Here is a 16,478-nt window from a genome sequence, read left to right on the forward strand (position 1 = left end):
GGTTACATTCCGAACCCGGAAGCTAAGCCTTACAGCGCCGATGGTACTGCAGGGGGGACCCTGTGGGAGAGTAGGACGCCGCCGAACAATTATTGGGAAAACCCCCGCATCTTCGGATGCGGGGGTTTTCTGCGTTGAGGGACCCTCTTCCGAGGGGCCCTCACCGTCATAGGCGTCCAGCCGCCTTCAATGCCAAATACGCGTCCGCCAGCGCCGGCGCCAGGTCGTCCGGCGTCGCGTCCACGACCGTGACGCCGTGGCGGCGGAGCTGTTCTGCCATGCGGTGACGTTCGGACTGGGCCTGGGCGGCTGCGGCTGCCTCGTAGACGGCGTCGACGTTTCCGCGGGCCTTCGCCATTTCGGTGATGTGCGGGTCGGCTACTGATGCCAGCAGGACCGTGTGGCGCTGGGTGAGCTGGGAGAGTACCGGGAGGAGGCCCTCTTCGATGGGGGCCGCGTCCAGGGTCGTGAGGAGCACGATCAGAGAGCGGCGGGGGGACGTGCGCAGGGCTGTGGCCGTGAGGCCTCGGGCGTTCGTTTCGACGAGCTCGGGTTCGAGCGTGGCCATCGCGTTGACCAGGGACGGAAGGACATCGCCTGCCGTGCGGCCCTGGACGAGGGCGCGGACCTTGCGGTCGTAGGCAAGGAGGTCGACGCGGTCGCCGGCGCGGGAGGCGAGGGCCGCGAGGAGCAGGGCCGCGTCCATGGAGGCGTCGAGGCGGGGTGCGTCGCCCACGCGGCCTGCCGAGGTGCGGCCGGTGTCGAGGACCAGGAGGATGTGGCGGTCGCGTTCCGGGCGCCAGGTGCGCACGGCGACCGCGGACTGGCGGGCTGTGGCGCGCCAGTCGATGGAGCGGGTGTCGTCGCCGGGAACGTACTCGCGCAGGCTGTCGAATTCGGTGCCCTCGCCGCGGGTGAGCAGGCTGGTGCGGCCGTCCAGTTCGCGGAGGCGGGCCAGTTTGGAGGGCAGGTGCTTGCGGCTGGCGAAGGGGGGCAGGACGCGAACCGTCCAGGGGGCTTTGTGGGTGCCCTGGCGGGAGAAGAGGCCGAGAGGGCCGTAGGAGCGGATGGTGACCCGGTCGGCCTGGCGGTCGCCTCGGCGGGTGGGACGCAGGCGGGTCGTCACGCGTCGGCGTTCGCCCGCGGGGACCGTGAGGCGGTGGCGGGAGGCCGTTGTTTCCATGCCGGGCTGCCAGGCGCTCGGTGGCCAGGCGTCGCGGAGTCGGGCACGCAGGGGGCGGCGGGACGGGTTGGTGATGGTCAGCGCCACATCCGCGGTGTCGCCGAGGCGTACGGAGGTGTCGCCGGACCGGGTGAGGCCCAGGCGTCGTACGGGGGCGGCCAGGGCGAAGTCGCAGGCGCAGGCCACGGCCAGGGGTGCGTTGACCGCCAGGATGCCCGTCCAGCTGGGTTCCCAGATGCCTACGGGGAGGGAGCCCAGGGCTGCGAGGAGGGCGGCGCGTCCGGTGAGTGCCATCAGCGGGGGACGGGGACGTGGGCCAGGATCGCGTTGATGACGGAGTCGGCCGTCACGCCTTCCATTTCGGCCTCCGGACGGAGTTGTACGCGGTGGCGGAGAGTGGGCAGGGCGAGGGCCTTCACGTCGTCGGGGATGACGTAGTCGCGGCCGGTCAGCCAGGCCCAGGCCCGGGCAGTGGCCAGGAGGGCCGTGGCGCCTCGGGGGGAGACACCGAGGGTGAGGGACGGCGACTCGCGGGTGGCGCGGCAGATGTCGACCACGTAGGCGGTGATCTCCGGGGAGATCGTCGTCTTGGCGACCGCGGCGCGTGCTGCTTCCAGATCGGCCGGGCCCGCGACGGGGCGTACGCCGGCGGCGTGCAGGTCGCGTGGGTTGAAGCCCTCGGCGTGGCGCGTGAGGACGTCGATCTCGTCCTGGCGGGAGGGGAGGGGGATGGTGAGTTTGAGGAGGAAGCGGTCCAGCTGGGCTTCGGGGAGGGGGTAGGTGCCCTCGTACTCCACCGGGTTCTGGGTCGCGGCGACCAGGAACGGGTCGGGGAGGGCACGAGGGGTGCCGTCGACCGTGACCTGGCGTTCCTCCATGGCTTCCAGGAGGGACGACTGGGTCTTGGGGGGCGTGCGGTTGATCTCGTCGGCGAGGAGGAGGTTGGTGAAGACCGGGCCGGGCTGGAAGGAGAACTCGGCGCTGCGGGTGTCGTAGACCAGGGAGCCGGTCACGTCGCTCGGCATCAGGTCGGGGGTGAACTGGACGCGTTTGGTGTCGAGTTCGAGGGCGGAAGCAAGGGCGCGGACCAGGAGGGTCTTGGCGACGCCGGGGACGCCTTCGAGGAGGACGTGGCCGCGGCAGAGCAGGGCGACGACGAGGCCGGTCACGGCGGGGTCCTGGCCGACCACGGCCTTGGCGATCTCGGCGCGCAGGGCCTCCAGGGCGGCTCGGGCGGCGCCCGGGTCACCGGTCTGCCCGGCGTTGTCAGTGGTCGGGTCCATCATGGACGGCGTACCTCTCTTTCGAGGGCGTCGAGTTGGTCGGCGAGTGCGATGAGTGCTGCGTCGTCGCTGGGCGGTGGTCCGAAGAGCAGGGTGCGCAGGTCCTGTCCGTCGCCGTGAAGGTGGGCGGACAGGGCGGGGAGCAGGGCCTCGGGCGTGTGCGCCTGGGTGACGGGGACGCCTGTGAGGGGGGCGAGGCGGGTGCGGGTGGTGGAGCGAAGAGCGTTGGCCGCGCGGTCGCGGGCGTCGGCCTTGCGGTAGAGGCGGGCTCGGCCTTCGGCGGTTTCGGAGGCGCGGATCGCCACGGGGAGTTTTTCGGGCACGAGGGGGCCGAGCCGGCGTGCCCGCCAGAGGGCGGCCAGGGCTGCGGCGATGAAGAGTTGCAGGGTGCCCCAGAGCCAGCCCGAGGGGAGCAGGTCGAAGAAGCTGCGTTCGTCGTCGGTGCCGGTGGCCGACGTGTCGGAGAGCGAGGGGAGGTACCAGACCAGATGGGGGCGGGAGCCGAGGAGCTGGAGGGCGAGCGAGGCGTTGCCCTGCTTGTCGAGGCGGTCGTTGAGGAGGATGTCGGGCGCGCCGAGGACGACGGTGTCGCCGGCCCCGGTCGCGTCCGGAATGCGCAGCAGGGTGGCCAGGCGCTCGCTGGGGTAGCACGCGTCGGCGTCGAGGTGGGTGGTGGTGTAGCGGACGCCGCCCGTGTCGGCGGTGCCCGCGCGCCGGGCGGCGGGCAGCCGGCAGTCGGGGGAGAGAGTGGAGTCGAGGCTGGTGGCGGGGTCGGCGGTGACGCCGGGGGCGAGTCGCTCGACGGACGCGCTGCCGGAGGCGACCAGGACGGTGCGGCCGCGGGAGCCGGCGAACGCGTTGTGCAGGCGGGACTGCTGACTGCGGGTCAGCAGGTCGGGGACGGCGACCAGGAGGGTCGTGTCCGGGCCTGCTGCGGCGGCTGCTTCGTCGAGGGTGGTGACCACGCGTGTGTCCACGCCCCGGTCGGCGAGGAGTTCGGCGACGGCGCGGCTGCCGTTGGGGTCGGCGGAGCGCGGGTCGAGTTCACCGTGCCGGGCGTCGGAGCGGAGCACGGCGATGGCGATGGCCCCCACCAGGAGCAGTACGAGGGCGAGCGCGATGCCGCGCGCGCGGGTCCAGACCTGGCGGGCGGTGGGCGAGGCCGAGTTGGACGGGAGGGTGGCCTCGGTGGTCATTCGGCGGCTCCCTGGCGGGGGTGGGGGGCCGTGCTGTGGGCGCTGCTCGCGGCGAGCTGGGGCTTGGTGCGTTCCAGCTCGCGGTCGAGTTCTGCGAGGTGGTGGTACGACTCCTCGGTCGCCGACCGGCCGCCGTATGTCACGTCGTCGAAGTCGCGGGCGGCTGCGCGGAGTCGGTCGGTGTGGGCGGGCAGGGTCCGGCCGGCTTCGGCGGCGGCCTCGTCGGCGGTGCGGCCGGGGCGGACGTCCAGGAGGGCGCGTTCCTCCAGGGCGCGGACGAGGGCGCGCATGCGTTCCTGGACGGCCTGGTTCCAGTGGCCCTGGGCGGCGTGTGCCTCGGCGGCTGCGCGGTGGTCGGCGGCGCTGCGGGGGCGGTCGTCGAACAGGGTGGCGGACGAGGCGGGTTGGCGGCGCGGGGTGCCCAGGCGCCACCACAGGGCGGCCAGCACGGCGACGACGGCCAGGATGATGACGGCCAGGCCGAGCGTTCCGCCCGGCGTGGCGGTCGAGGCGGCGTTGAACAGTTTGTCGAGCCAGTCCCAGAAGGCGTCGAGGGCGCGCTGGAACAGGCTGGGGTCGTCCTCGTGGTACATCCGCTTCGACAGCTCGCGCCGGGCCGCCTCGCGCGCGGGGTCGCGCGGGATGGTGAGGGGCGGTTCGTCGGCGGAGCGTACCGACGACAGTACGGACGTGCCGTCGGCGCGCAGCAGTGTGCGTATGGCGGCGCCTGGCAGCGCCGATGTGAGAACGTCCCCCGCCCAGCTCACGGCATCAGCTCCCCGGGACGGCGCCGGGGGCGGTGGAGCCGTAGCCCTGGACACCGGCGGCGCGGGCCAGTTCGAGGTCGAGGGCCTCGCGGCGGATGCGCTGGTCGATGTAGAGGAGCACGGTGACGCCGGCCGTGATCGGGAACGTGATCATGGAGCCGATCACCGCGCCGATGCCGCTGACGATGAGGAAGGTCCAGCCGAGGCCGGAGCCGCCGCTGTTCAGCCAGCCGGTGACACCGTCGCCGCTGAGGGCCGCGGCGAGGAAGGTGAACGGGATGACGATGATCGAGGCGACGACGTTCGCGATGATCGTGGCGAGCAGCTGGATGCCGAAGATCCGCCACCAGGTGCCCCGGACCAGCTTCGTGGAGCGGCTCATGGCCTTCTTGATGCCCTGCTTCTCCAGCATCAGGGCGGGCGAGGCCAGGGAGAAGCGGATCATCAGCCAGAGGGCGACGATGCCGGCGCCGATGACGCCCAGGACGGTCAGGGCGACGCCCGCCCCGGTGCTGCCGGAGGCGGCGATGAGGATGCCGGGCAGGGTGCCGACGGTGACGATGCCCACGGTGATGAGCAGCAACAGGCAGATGAGGCCGAAGAGTTTGGCGACCTGGGGGCGGGCGTCCCGCCAGGCCTCGCCGATGGTCACCGACTTGCCGAGCACGGCGCGGCTGGTGACGGTGGTGAGCAGTGCGGTCGCGATGACCGTGCCGACCAGGGAGATGACGAAGACGACGGTGGAGTTGAGCATGGCGTCGCCCATGGCGCGGCTCAGTTCGCCGAGGGTGGCGCTGGGATCGTTGAGGGCGTCGGTGCTGGAGTCGTCCAGGACGAGGCCCTGGAACAGCACGACGATGATCTCGGTGATGACCGCGACGGTCAGGGAGATGCCGAGGACCGTGCGCCAGTAGGTGCGCATGGTGGAGACAGCGCCGTCGAGGATCTCGCCCACGCCGAGCGGGCGGAGCGGGATCACGCCGGGCTTGGCAGCGGGCGGGGGGCCACCCCAGGCGTTGCCCCAGCCGCCGTAGCCTCCGGGGCCGCCGGGTCCCGGGTATCCGCCGGGGGCTCCTGGACCGCCGGGGCCGTACCCGCCGGGACCGCCGGGGCCGTAGCCGCCGGGGGGCTGGGTGCCCCAGCCGGGGCCGGGCGGCGGGGGCGGGGGAGCCTGGCCGGGGACGGCCGGGCCTCCGGAGCCGCTGGGGGCGGACCACTGGGCGGGTGGCGGCTGGTCCTTGGACCACTGCGGGCCGGGGCCCTGCGGGGCCTGGGCCGGCTGGCCCGGCTGGTCCGCGGGCTGTGCGGGGCCGGGGCGGTCGGCGGGCTCGGCAGGGCCGGACGCGTCTGGCTTCTGCCCGTCGGACGGGGCGGATCCGGGCGAGGCCCAGCCCGGAGTGTCGTTCATCGTCGCTCCTTCACGGTGCCCGTCCGCGGTCGCGGCGGCAGGTTGGCAGCCATCGTGCCATGGGGTGGTCTTGGAGTGACCGGCAGCGGTAGGGGCTGCGTACCTTCAATTGTCCGCGCGTTAGGGGGCAGACTGACGGCATGGCTGATCAGTACGCGTACAGCGGCGATGACAAGCGGCCGACCGAGATCCCGGCGATCCGTTGGGATGAGCCACCGGAAGGACCCGTTCTGGTCCTTCTCGACCAGACGAGGCTGCCGGCCGAGGAGGTCGAACTGGTCTGTACGGACGCGCCCGCCCTCGTGGAGGCGATCCGCTCGCTCGCCGTGCGCGGGGCGCCCCTGCTGGGCATCGCGGGGGCGTACGGCGTCGCGCTCGCGGCCGTGCGGGGCTTCGACGTGGACGAGGCCGCCGCCGCGCTGGCGAGTGCCCGGCCGACCGCGGTGAACCTGGCCGTGGGTGTGCGCCGGGCGCAAGCGGCCCACGATGCCGCGCTCGCCAAGGGCGGTGACATCAGGCAGGCGGCCGCGGCGGCGCTGGCGGCGGCGCGGCAGCTGCACCGGGAGGACGCCGAGGCCAGTGCGCGGATGGCCGAGCACGGGCTGGCCCTGCTGGACGAGCTGCTGCCCGGCGGCGGGCACCGGATCCTGACGCACTGCAACACCGGTTCGCTGGTGTCGGGCGGCGAGGGGACGGCGTTCGCGGTGGCGCTCGCGGCGCACCGGGCGGGCCGGCTCCGGCGTCTGTGGGTGGACGAGACGCGTCCGTTGTTGCAGGGCGCCCGGCTGACGGCGTACGAGGCGGCGCGCAGCGGGATGGCGTACACGCTGCTCACCGACAACGCGGCCGGGTCGCTGTTCGCCGCGGGGGAGGTGGACGCGGTGCTGATCGGGGCGGACCGCATCACGGCGGACGGTTCGGTGGCGAACAAGGTCGGGAGCTATCCGCTGGCGGTGCTGGCGCGGTATCACCATGTGCCGTTCATCGTGGTGGCGCCGGTGACGACGGTGGATCTGGACACCGCGGACGGGGCGTCCATCGAGGTCGAGCAGCGGGCCGGTCATGAGGTGACCGAGTTCGTGGCGCCGCAGGTGCCGGTGACCGGGGCCGAGGCGGGCGGTGGCATTCCGGTGGCGCCGCTGGGGACGCAGGCGTACAACCCGGCGTTCGACGTGACGCCGCCCGAGCTGGTGACGGCGATCGTCACGGAGGAGGGGGCGGTTTCGCCGGTCACGGCCGAGGCGCTCGCCGAGGTGTGTGCCCGGTCGCGACGGGTGGCGGCGGGCTGAGCCGGGCGGCTGCCGGAGCGTGTGCGCTGTGGCGTGGGCTCCGGCAACCTCGCCGTTTCGCGGGGCGAGGGTCTGCCGCTGCCCGCCGTCGAGATCAACAAGGGGGGCGGGCGAGGGCAGACAGTAGCGCTTGCTGCGACTATGGTCACTGGCCGGTGACCTACCTCACCACTGCCTTCGCCACTGTTATGAGAATGGGATGATGTCGTTTATGAAGGGACGAGTCCTTGTCGTCGACGACGACACCGCACTTGCCGAGATGCTCGGCATCGTGCTGCGTGGTGAGGGTTTCGAGCCGTCTTTCGTGGCCGACGGCGACAAGGCGCTCGCCGCCTTCCGCGAGTCCAAGCCCGATCTGGTGCTGCTCGATCTGATGCTGCCCGGCCGGGACGGCATCGAGGTGTGCCGCCTGATCAGGGCGGAGTCCGGTGTGCCGATCGTGATGCTCACGGCGAAGAGCGACACGGTCGATGTCGTCGTGGGCCTGGAGTCGGGTGCCGACGACTACATCGTGAAGCCGTTCAAGCCGAAGGAGCTGGTGGCCCGGATCCGGGCGCGGCTCAGGAGGTCGGAGGAGCCCGCTCCGGAGCAGCTCGCCATCGGTGACCTGGTCATCGACGTGGCCGGGCACTCCGTGAAGCGGGACGGGCAGTCGATCGCGCTGACGCCGCTGGAGTTCGACCTGCTGGTCGCGCTCGCGCGCAAGCCGTGGCAGGTGTTCACGCGTGAGGTGCTCCTGGAGCAGGTGTGGGGCTACCGGCACGCGGCGGACACGCGGCTGGTCAACGTGCATGTGCAGCGGCTGCGCTCCAAGGTCGAGAAGGACCCGGAGAAGCCGGAGATCGTGGTGACGGTCCGTGGTGTCGGGTACAAGGCAGGACCGAGCTGACATGTCCGGCGACAGTGCCGCTTCGGCGCCCGGCCGGTCCGGGGCCCGCCCGGGGCGGTCTGTCGGGCGGAAGAAGGCGGGTTCCCGCTGGGGACGGTTCCTGGAGAGCGGACTGCTGCTCCAGGGCGGGGTCCAGGGCAGTCCGGTCATCCGGCTGTTCATGCGGTGGGTGCGCCGGCCGCTGCTGCCGGTCATGCGGCTGTGGCGGCGCAACATCCAGCTCAAGGTCGTCGTCACGACGTTGCTGATGTCGTTGGGCGTGGTCCTGCTGCTGGGCTTCGTCGTCATCGGGCAGGTGCGCAACGGCCTGCTGGACGCCAAGGTGAAGGCGTCCCAGAGCCAGGCCACGGGCGGGTTCGCGGTGGCCAAGCAGCGGGCCGACGAGGCGGCGAGCGGCACCGGCGACGATGTCGCCACGGTGGACGGGCGTCCCGCGCAGAACGTCACCGAGTGGATGAGCGACCTCGTCTCCTCGCTGTCCAGCGGCGGCCAGGGCGCCTTCGACGTGGTGACCCTCCCGGCCTCCGACGAGGACGGCGCGGGCGGCCGCGGGCAGCGTGCCTCCGGCGAGGTGGACTGGAGCAGGAGCGTGCCCCCCGAGCTGCGCGAGCGGATCGGCAGCAGCACGACGGCCGCGCAGAGCTACACCCGCATCACCTACAACAACGCGGCCAAGGACTCCCAGCCGGGCCTGGTCGTCGGCAAGCAGGTCAACGACCCCAATGGGGACCCGTACCAGCTCTACTACCTCTTCCCGCTCACCCAGGAGGAGAAGTCGCTGAGCCTGGTCAAGGGGACCCTCGCGACGGCCGGGCTGTTCGTCGTCGTCCTGCTGGGGGCCATCGCCTGGCTCGTGGTGCGGCAGGTCGTCACGCCGGTGCGGATGGCGGCGGGGATCGCCGAGCGGCTGTCCGCCGGGCGGCTTCAGGAACGTATGAAGGTCACCGGCGAGGACGACATCGCGCGGCTCGGCGAGGCCTTCAACAAGATGGCCCAGAACCTCCAGCTGAAGATCAGCCAGCTGGAGGACCTGTCGCGGATGCAGCGCCGGTTCGTGTCGGACGTGTCGCACGAGCTGCGTACGCCGCTGACGACCGTACGGATGGCCGCGGACGTCATCCACGAGGCGCGTGAGGACTTCGACCCGGTGACCGCGCGGTCGGCGGAGCTGCTCGCCGACCAGCTGGACCGGTTCGAGTCGCTGCTCGCGGACCTGCTGGAGATCAGCCGGTTCGACGCGGGTGCCGCGGCGCTGGAGGCGGAGCCGATCGACCTCAGGGAGGTCGTACGGCGGGTGGTCAGCGGGGCCGAGCCGCTCGCGGAGCGCAAGGGCACGCAGATCCGGATCCTGGGCGACCAGCAGCCCGTCGTCGCCGAGGCCGACGCCCGGCGCGTGGAGCGCGTGCTGCGCAACCTCGTCGTGAACGCCGTCGAGCACGGTGAGGGCAGGGACGTGGTCGTCAAGCTCGCCGCGGCCGGCGGTGCGGTCGCGGTCGCGGTGCGGGACTACGGGGTCGGGCTCAAGCCGGGCGAGGCGACCCGTGTGTTCAGCCGCTTCTGGCGGGCCGACCCGGCGCGCGCGCGTACGACGGGTGGTACGGGTCTGGGGCTGTCCATCGCCCTGGAGGACGCCCGGTTGCACGGCGGCTGGCTTCAGGCGTGGGGTGAGCCGGGCGGCGGCTCGCAGTTCCGGCTGACGCTGCCCAGGACCGCGGACGAGCCGCTGAGGGGCTCGCCGATACCGCTGGAGCCCAAGGACTCACGGCGGAACCGGGGGCTCGACGACGCCGGGCTGCCGTGCGGCGGCGGGGACGGCGAGAAGCGGGCGACCGTGCCGGCACAGTCGGCGAGCGGGCCGGTGCCGTCGGGGCAGGCGCGGGATCCGATACCGCCGCGGGCGGCCTCAGCGGCCCCCACGGCCGATCCGACGGCGCTGCCCGGCAACGGCGCGCGCGTGGTGCCCCGGCCCGCCTCGGGGGCCGCGAGTGCGGCGGGCAAAGGTGTGGTGAGCGGTTCGGCGAGTGCGGCCGGCGACGGTGTGATGAGTGGTCCGGCGAGTGCGGCCGGCGACGGTGTGATGAGTGGTCCGGCGAGTGCGGCCGCCGACGGCAAGTCGAGTGGGTCTGCCGGGGCCTCTCGAGGCCGGGACGTGAGCGGGCCGCGGGACGCGGACAGGGACGACGGATCCGCGGGTCCGGGCAGGGAAACCGAGGCGGAGAGCGCGGACAGGCATGCGGACAGGCATGCGGACAGGCATGGGGAGGCATCTCGTGGGCGCTGACCGTGGGGGGCGCGGTCGGCGGACGCCCGCGCGCGTGATGGCGTACGCCGCCGGTGGCGTCCTGCTGATGGCGGGGTGCGCCTCGATGCCGGACAGCGGGGACCTGCGGGATGTGGAGTCCACGCCGCGCCAGGACACCCAGGTACGGGTGTTCGCCGTGCCGCCCGGGGAGGACGCGCCGCCCTCGGAGATCGTGCAGGGCTTCCTTGAGGCGCTCACCAGCGACGATCCGCACTACAAGACCGCGCGGCAGTACCTGACCGGTGAGGCGGCCAAGACGTGGCGGCCGGAGATTTCCACCACCGTGCTGACGGAGGGGCCGGGTGCCAAGCCCGAGGCGGGGGGCGGTGGGGAGGACACCGGCGAGATCTCGTACACGCTCACCGGCACCAAGGTGGCCACCGTGGACGCGCAGCAGGCCTACGCGCCGGCCACCGGGGCGTACGGCCGCACCGTGCATCTGACGCAGGACGAAAAGAGCCGGCAGTGGCGGATCGACGCGCTGCCGCAGGGCGTCGTCATGGGCGAGTCGGACTTCCAGCGCAACTACATGTCCGTCGACAAGTACTACTTCGCTTCGAACACCACGGTGGCCGGAGCGGACACGCAGCCCACCGCGGTCGCCGACCCCGTGTACGTCCGCCGGCGGGTGGACCCCATGACGCAGGTGGTGCGCTCCGTCCTGAGCGGGCCCACGCGGTGGCTCGGGCCCGTCGTCAGATCGAGCTTCCCCACCGGTACGGCGCTGGCGAAGAAGACCGGTGCGCTGGCGCCCGACGACCGGAACAAGCTGACGGTCCCGCTCAATGACAAGGCCGCGGGCATCGGCACCAACCGGTGCGAGGAGATGGCGGCCCAGCTGCTGTTCACCTTGCAGAGCCTCAGCCCCGCGGTGGAGGAGATCGAGCTGCGGGCCGACGGGGAGGAGCTGTGCTCGCTCACGCTGGGCGCGTCCGATTCCGCCGCCTTCCGGAGCTCGACGCGGCGCCCCGACTTCCTGTACTTCGTCGACGGCAAGCACCGGCTGGTACGGATCCCGGCGGGCAGCAGCGACCCCGATTCGGACCCCGCGCCGGGGGCGCTGGGCGAGGGCGACACGGCACTGCGGTCGGTGGCCGTCTCACGCGACGAGCACACCGCGGCCGGCGTCAGCCTCGACGGCAAGGCGCTGTACGTGGGATCGCTGGTCTCGGGCGGTTCGCTGGGCGAGCCGGTACTGCGCAGCCATGGCCGGTCCGAGGCCGACCGGCTGACGAGCCCCAGCTGGGACGCGCACGACGGCCTGTGGGTGGCCGACCGCGACCCGGACAATCCCCGGCTGCTCCTGCTGCAGGAGGGCAAGGGTGATCCGCTGGAGGTGCGCATGCCACACGTGGACGGTCGGGTCCAGGCCGTGCGGGTGGCCGCCGACGGGGTGCGGATCGCGCTTGTCGTGGAGAAGGGCGGCAAGAAGACCCTGCTCATCGGGCTGATCGAGCGGGAGGGGAAGCCGGGCGAGCAGCCTGCCGTCACGGTGGCCGAACTGCGCTCGGCGACACCGGAGTTGGAAGAGGTCACCGCCATGTCGTGGGCCGGGGACAGCCGGCTCGTGGTGGTCGGGCGTGAACACGGCGGCGTGGAGCAGATGCGGTACGTCCAGGTCGACGGCTCCACGCCGGACGTACCGGCGCCCGCGGCCCTGACCGGCGTGAAGGAGGTCACCGCCGCCGAGGACGAGCGGCTGCCGCTGGTGGCCTACTCGGTGGACGGCATCGTCCGGCTCCCGTCGGGCGCGCAGTGGGAGAAGGTGACGGAGGGGACGGCGCCGGTTTATCCGGGGTGAGGTGGGGCGCCGGCCCGTGGCCGGTGCGCCTCGTCGGGGTGCACCATGAGGGGCCCTGACGGCCCCCGGAGCCGCCTCGAGGACCGTCCCTCAGGCCGCCTCCCGGAGTCGCCATACGAGGCCCGACGAGCCGTTCAACGGGGCCGTCACTCGTGTGAGGGGTGAGCGGCTCGTCGGGCGGGCAGTTGTCCACAGGCCATTGTCCACAGGGGTGGCAGGGCGTGGTCCGGGGCGGCACAGTGGTGGCCATGCGGGGGTGGTGGCAGGACCTCACCGACCTGGTGCTGCCGGCCGAGTGCGGAGGCTGTGGGAGGCCTCGTACGGTGCTGTGCCCGGAGTGCCGTGCGGTGCTGAGCGGAGTCGCGGCACGCCGGGTGCGGCCGGAGCCGGAGCCGGCCGGGCTGCCGGTGGTGCATGCGGCGGCCCGGTACGCGGACGAGGTGCGGGCGACGCTGCTGGCCCACAAGGAACGGGGCGCCCTGGCGCTCGCCGGTCCCCTCGGGGTGGCTTTGGCGGGGGCCGTGCGGGCGGGGCTGCAGACGGCGTGGGGCGGCTCCTGGCCCGGCGCCGAGGGGGCGTGGCCCCGAGTTGTCGCGGCGCCTGTGCTGCTCGTGCCCGTTCCGTCGGGGCGGCGGGCCGTGCGGGCCCGTGGGCATGATCCAGCGCGGCGGATCGCGCTGGCGGCGGCGGGGGAACTGCGTCGGAGCGGGGTGCCGGCCCGGGTGCTCGGCGTGCTGCGGCAGCGGCGGGCCGTGGCCGACCAGGCGGAGCTCAACTCCCGCGAGCGGCTGAACAATCTCGCGGGCGCGCTGGCGGTGGTGCCCGGGGGTGCCCGACTGCTCTGCGATGGGCCGGTCGTCCTCGTCGACGACGTGATGACCACGGGGGCGTCCTTGGCGGAGGCCGCGCGGGCCGTGCGGGCGGCGGGGCCGGTTTCGAACGCTGCGGGGGCTGTGGCCGTGTACGGGGGTGAGACGTGGGAAAGCAGAGAGGAACAGAACGTCGGAACAACGCGAGAGAGGACGGGTCGGCAGCCCGGCCGGCAGGGAATGACGTGCGGGGGCGGTGCCGACGGAGCCGTTGACGTGGTGTGCGCGGCAGTGGTCGCGGCATCACCGGACTCTTTTGAAATAAACCGGAACTGACTGAGATCTTGCGTCGTTGCAGGTAGCGAGAGGGCTTATTCACCTGAACGGAGGTACGCCGCAGTAGAGGGTGACGACATCCGTCCAGGCGAGATATGTTCGGTTGAGAGGGAAAGCCGCAGGCCACACCTCTCAAATCCGAATGCCGTGCCGCGGGTTTTTCTTCATCACTCGCGACGGTGGAGTACGGATCTCGCCCGTGGGGGAGGAGGTGGAAGTCACCGAGTCCGAGGTCCCCGGGCACACCGGGACCTGGTGCAAAAGGGAGACGCTCCGCAGCGAAGCGGAGCGATCCGGGAACGGAGTTCTGCGTGGACATCGTCGTCAAGGGCCGCAAGACCGAGGTGCCCGAGCGGTTCCGGAAGCACGTGGCCGAGAAGCTGAAGCTGGAGAAGATCCAGAAGCTCGATGGCAAGGTGATCAGCCTCGACGTCGAGGTGTCCAAGGAGCCGAACCCCAGGCAGGCCGACCGCTGTGACCGAGTGGAGATCACGCTTCGCTCCCGCGGTCCGGTGATCCGGGCGGAGGCGGCGGCGAGCGATCCGTACGCGGCGCTCGACCTGGCGGCGGAAAAACTGGAAGCCCGGCTGCGCAGGCAGCACGACAAGCGGTTCTCGCGCCGTGGCGCACGCCGGATTTCGGCCGCGGAGGTCGCCGATCACGTCCCGGGCGTGGCGACGCTCAACGGAAACGGCCTGGTGCCGACTCCGCAGGAGGAGCCTGAAGAGGCCGTCCCCACGAAGAAGATCGGCTCGCTGGAAGTGCAGGGTGACGGCCCCATCGTCGTCCGCGAGAAGACCCACGTCGCAGCGCCCATGACCCTCGACCAGGCTCTCTACGAGATGGAACTGGTCGGGCACGACTTCTATCTGTTCGTCGACTCCGAGACCAAGGAACCGAGTGTCGTCTACCGACGGCACGCCTACGACTACGGCGTGATCCACCTCAGGACGGACACGATGGTCACACAGGCGCACGCCCCTGAGGCAGGCGGTGCGCTCGGCGGCTGACCATGCCGGGTACAGCGGAGCAGGGGTGCCCCTGGAGCGCGAGTGCGCCCCCAGGGGCACCCCTGTGCGCCCCCAGGGACACCCCCTTGCGACCTCTTGGCGCCCCGCTCCGTCACCCCGGTGTCGTCCGGGCATGAAATCATGGTTGGTCACGGCCCAACCGGTGGGTCGTTGCTCTGGGTTGGCGATGGCTCAGGACCACAGGCCGCAGCCTTCAGGGGGAGGAACGATGGCGGACAGCTTCGGACCGATGCGTGACGAGGATGCCGACGACGGCGTCGTCGGCATGGGCCCGGACACGGACTCTCCACGCAAGGAACCGATCAGAGTCCTTGTGGTCGACGACCACGCCCTGTTCCGCCGTGGCCTGGAGATCGTGCTGGCGGCCGAGGAGGACATCCAGGTCATCGGGGAGGCGGGCGACGGCGCCGAGGCCGTCGAGAAGGCCGCCGACCTGCTGCCCGACATCATCCTGATGGATGTGCGGATGCCCAAGCGCGGCGGGATCGAGGCCTGTACCTCCATCAAGGAGGTCGCCCCCAGCGCCAAGATCATCATGCTGACGATCAGCGACGAGGAAGCCGATCTCTACGACGCCATCAAGGCGGGCGCGACCGGATATCTCCTCAAGGAGATCTCGACGGACGAGGTGGCCACCGCCATTCGCGCGGTGGCCGACGGCCAGTCGCAGATCAGCCCGTCCATGGCGTCGAAGCTGCTCACCGAGTTCAAGTCGATGATCCAGCGCACGGACGAGCGCCGGCTGGTGCCCGCGCCGCGGCTGACGGACCGCGAACTGGAAGTCCTCAAACTCGTCGCGACGGGGATGAACAACCGCGATATCGCCAAGGAGTTGTTCATCTCCGAGAACACCGTGAAGAACCACGTGCGCAACATCCTGGAGAAGCTGCAGCTGCACTCCAGGATGGAAGCGGTGGTGTATGCGATGCGGGAGAAGATCCTCGAGATCCGGTGATCCCTTGAACCGGTAGGGCTCAGGTGACGATGCGGGCGAGTTCCTTGACGAGGGGCTCGCGCAGGTCCGGTGCGTCGACCAACTCCACGCGTACGTCCGTGCAGTCCACCCAGGTCGCCGCCTCGGCCAGGGCCTGGGCCACGGCCGGGACCGCCTTCGCGCCGTCGAGGGTGACCTGCTTGGCCACCAGCGTGCGGCCCTCGCGGGCCGGGTCCACGCGACCGACGAGCCGGCCGCCGGCCAGGACCGGCATCGCGAAGTAGCCGTACACCCGCTTCTGTTTGGGGACGTAGGCCTCCAGACGGTGGGTGAAGCCGAAGATCCGCTCCGTGCGCGCCCGCTCCCAGATCAGGGAGTCGAAGGGCGAGAGCAGCGTGGTGCGGTGGCGGCCGCGCGGGGGTGTCTCCAGGGCCGCGGGGTCGGCCCAGGCCGGCTTGCCCCAGCCCTCGACCGTGACCGGGACGAGGCCCGAGTCGGCGATCACCGCGTCGACCTGCTCGCCCTTGAGGCGGTGGTAGTCGGCGATGTCGGCGCGGGTGCCGACGCCGAGGGACTGGCCCGCCAGGCGGACCAGGCGGCGCAGGCACTCGGTGTCGTCCAGCTCGTCGTGCAGCAGGTCCTCCGGGATCGCGCGCTCGGCGAGGTCGTACACGCGCTTCCAGCCGCGGCGCTCCACGCAGACCACCTCGCCGTACATCAGGGCGCGTTCGACGGCGACCTTCGAGCCGGACCAGTCCCACCAGTCGTTCGTCTTCTTCGCGCCGCCCAACTCCGTGGCCGTGAGGGGGCCTTCGTCGCGGAGCTGCTTGATGACCTCGTCGTAGGCGCCGTCCGGGAGCTCGTGGTTCCACATCGGGCGGTTGCGGTAGGCGCGGCGACGGAAGGCGAAGTGCGGCCACTCCTCGATGGGGAGGATGCAGGCCGCGTGGGACCAGTACTCGAAGGCGTGGGTGTCCGTCCAGTAGGCGTTCTCCACTGTCTTTCGGCCTACCGCGCCCAGGCGGGCGTACGGGACGAGTTCGTGGGAGCGGGCCAGGACCGAGATGGTGTCGAGCTGTATCGCACCCAGGTGGCGGAGGATTCCACGGACGCCGGAGCGGCGGGGTGGGGCACCGAGGAAGCCCTGGGCGCGGAGGGTCAGTCGGCGGGCCTCGTCTGCGGAGAGCTGTGTTGCGGGGCGCGGGGTGGTCATGGATTTGCACGATAGGGGGTGGGACTGACAGTGGGGT

At 71.9% G+C, this 16,478-nt stretch carries 13 protein-coding genes and 1 rRNA gene; 8 read left to right on the forward strand and 6 right to left on the reverse strand.

What is annotated here, in order from left to right:
• Positions 1-87: ribosomal RNA gene (gene rrf / locus AC07F0_RS29595) — 5S ribosomal RNA — on the forward strand; the annotation flags it as partial.
• A 79-nt stretch (positions 88-166) separates the two neighbouring features.
• Here the strand turns inward: rrf and AC07F0_RS29600 are convergent.
• From AC07F0_RS29600 to AC07F0_RS29620, 5 genes are read right to left on the reverse strand one after another with little or no spacing between them, the layout of a single operon-like run.
• Positions 167-1,477 (reverse strand): DUF58 domain-containing protein, encoded by a 1,311-nt coding sequence (locus tag AC07F0_RS29600; RefSeq protein WP_478983104.1) that lies wholly within the window; start codon positions 1,475-1,477, stop codon positions 167-169.
• Positions 1,477-2,466, reverse strand: a complete 990-nt coding sequence (locus AC07F0_RS29605; RefSeq protein ID WP_274816734.1) for an AAA family ATPase — start codon at positions 2,464-2,466, stop codon at positions 1,477-1,479. The genes AC07F0_RS29600 and AC07F0_RS29605 overlap by 1 nt, the downstream gene beginning before the upstream one ends.
• The gene (locus tag AC07F0_RS29610) at positions 2,466-3,662 is read right to left on the reverse strand and encodes a DUF4350 domain-containing protein (RefSeq protein WP_478983105.1); all 1,197 of its coding nucleotides are present in this window, start codon (positions 3,660-3,662) and stop codon (positions 2,466-2,468) included. Before AC07F0_RS29610 ends, AC07F0_RS29605 begins: the two co-directional genes overlap by 1 nt.
• The gene (locus AC07F0_RS29615) at positions 3,659-4,429 is read right to left on the reverse strand and encodes a DUF4129 domain-containing protein (RefSeq protein ID WP_478983106.1); all 771 of its coding nucleotides are present in this window, start codon (positions 4,427-4,429) and stop codon (positions 3,659-3,661) included. Before AC07F0_RS29615 ends, AC07F0_RS29610 begins: the two co-directional genes overlap by 4 nt.
• Before the next feature lie 4 nt (positions 4,430-4,433).
• Positions 4,434-5,837, reverse strand: coding sequence for a DUF7847 domain-containing protein (locus AC07F0_RS29620; RefSeq protein WP_478983107.1), 1,404 nt, complete (start codon positions 5,835-5,837; stop codon positions 4,434-4,436).
• A gap of 140 nt (positions 5,838-5,977) precedes the next feature.
• On the opposite strand from AC07F0_RS29620, the gene mtnA reads away from it, so the two are divergent.
• From mtnA to AC07F0_RS29655, 7 genes are all read left to right on the forward strand, one after another.
• Entirely contained in the window at positions 5,978-7,126 is a 1,149-nt protein-coding gene (gene mtnA / locus AC07F0_RS29625; protein ID WP_478983108.1) for an S-methyl-5-thioribose-1-phosphate isomerase, read from the forward strand.
• A gap of 199 nt (positions 7,127-7,325) precedes the next feature.
• Positions 7,326-8,015: a two-component system response regulator MtrA gene (mtrA, locus tag AC07F0_RS29630; protein WP_003990656.1), complete on the forward strand. Its 690-nt coding sequence runs from the start codon at positions 7,326-7,328 to the stop codon at positions 8,013-8,015.
• A 1-nt stretch (position 8,016) separates the two neighbouring features.
• Entirely contained in the window at positions 8,017-10,296 is a 2,280-nt protein-coding gene (gene mtrB, locus AC07F0_RS29635; protein WP_478983109.1) for an MtrAB system histidine kinase MtrB, read from the forward strand.
• Complete coding sequence (locus AC07F0_RS29640; RefSeq protein ID WP_478983110.1) at positions 10,286-12,118, forward strand: LpqB family beta-propeller domain-containing protein; 1,833 nt, start codon at positions 10,286-10,288, stop codon at positions 12,116-12,118. Before mtrB ends, AC07F0_RS29640 begins: the two co-directional genes overlap by 11 nt.
• Positions 12,119-12,366: 248 nt before the next feature.
• The gene (locus AC07F0_RS29645; RefSeq protein WP_478983111.1) at positions 12,367-13,263 is read left to right on the forward strand and encodes a ComF family protein; all 897 of its coding nucleotides are present in this window, start codon (positions 12,367-12,369) and stop codon (positions 13,261-13,263) included.
• Between the two features lie 311 nt (positions 13,264-13,574).
• Positions 13,575-14,273, forward strand: a complete 699-nt coding sequence (hpf, locus tag AC07F0_RS29650) for a ribosome hibernation-promoting factor, HPF/YfiA family (RefSeq protein WP_356926910.1) — start codon at positions 13,575-13,577, stop codon at positions 14,271-14,273.
• 229 nt (positions 14,274-14,502) lie between these two features.
• Positions 14,503-15,249, forward strand: a complete 747-nt coding sequence (locus AC07F0_RS29655; RefSeq protein ID WP_356926911.1) for a response regulator transcription factor — start codon at positions 14,503-14,505, stop codon at positions 15,247-15,249.
• A 19-nt stretch (positions 15,250-15,268) separates the two neighbouring features.
• On the opposite strand, the gene AC07F0_RS29660 is transcribed toward AC07F0_RS29655, so the two are convergent.
• On the reverse strand, positions 15,269-16,441 hold the full coding sequence (locus tag AC07F0_RS29660; protein ID WP_478983112.1) for a winged helix-turn-helix domain-containing protein: 1,173 nt from the start codon (positions 16,439-16,441) through the stop codon (positions 15,269-15,271).
• Positions 16,442-16,478 lie beyond the last annotated feature (37 nt).

It is taken from the genome of Streptomyces sp. NPDC045955 (assembly GCF_056430805.1).

Bases quoted from the DNA above. Each gene is read 5' to 3' on its own strand.
- mtnA (WP_478983108.1), top strand. From the start codon at position 5,978: ATGGCTGATCAGTACGCGTACAGCGGCGATGACAAGCGGCCGACCGAG.
- AC07F0_RS29655 (WP_356926911.1), top strand. From the start codon at position 14,503: ATGGCGGACAGCTTCGGACCGATGCGTGACGAGGATGCCGACGACGGC.
- AC07F0_RS29610 (WP_478983105.1), bottom strand. From the start codon at position 3,662: ATGACCACCGAGGCCACCCTCCCGTCCAACTCGGCCTCGCCCACCGCC.
- AC07F0_RS29605 (WP_274816734.1), bottom strand. From the start codon at position 2,466: ATGGACCCGACCACTGACAACGCCGGGCAGACCGGTGACCCGGGCGCC.
- AC07F0_RS29660 (WP_478983112.1), bottom strand. From the start codon at position 16,441: ATGACCACCCCGCGCCCCGCAACACAGCTCTCCGCAGACGAGGCCCGC.
- AC07F0_RS29600 (WP_478983104.1), bottom strand. From the start codon at position 1,477: ATGGCACTCACCGGACGCGCCGCCCTCCTCGCAGCCCTGGGCTCCCTC.
- AC07F0_RS29645 (WP_478983111.1), top strand. From the start codon at position 12,367: ATGCGGGGGTGGTGGCAGGACCTCACCGACCTGGTGCTGCCGGCCGAG.
- mtrB (WP_478983109.1), top strand. From the start codon at position 8,017: ATGTCCGGCGACAGTGCCGCTTCGGCGCCCGGCCGGTCCGGGGCCCGC.
- mtrA (WP_003990656.1), top strand. From the start codon at position 7,326: ATGATGTCGTTTATGAAGGGACGAGTCCTTGTCGTCGACGACGACACC.
- AC07F0_RS29620 (WP_478983107.1), bottom strand. From the start codon at position 5,837: ATGAACGACACTCCGGGCTGGGCCTCGCCCGGATCCGCCCCGTCCGAC.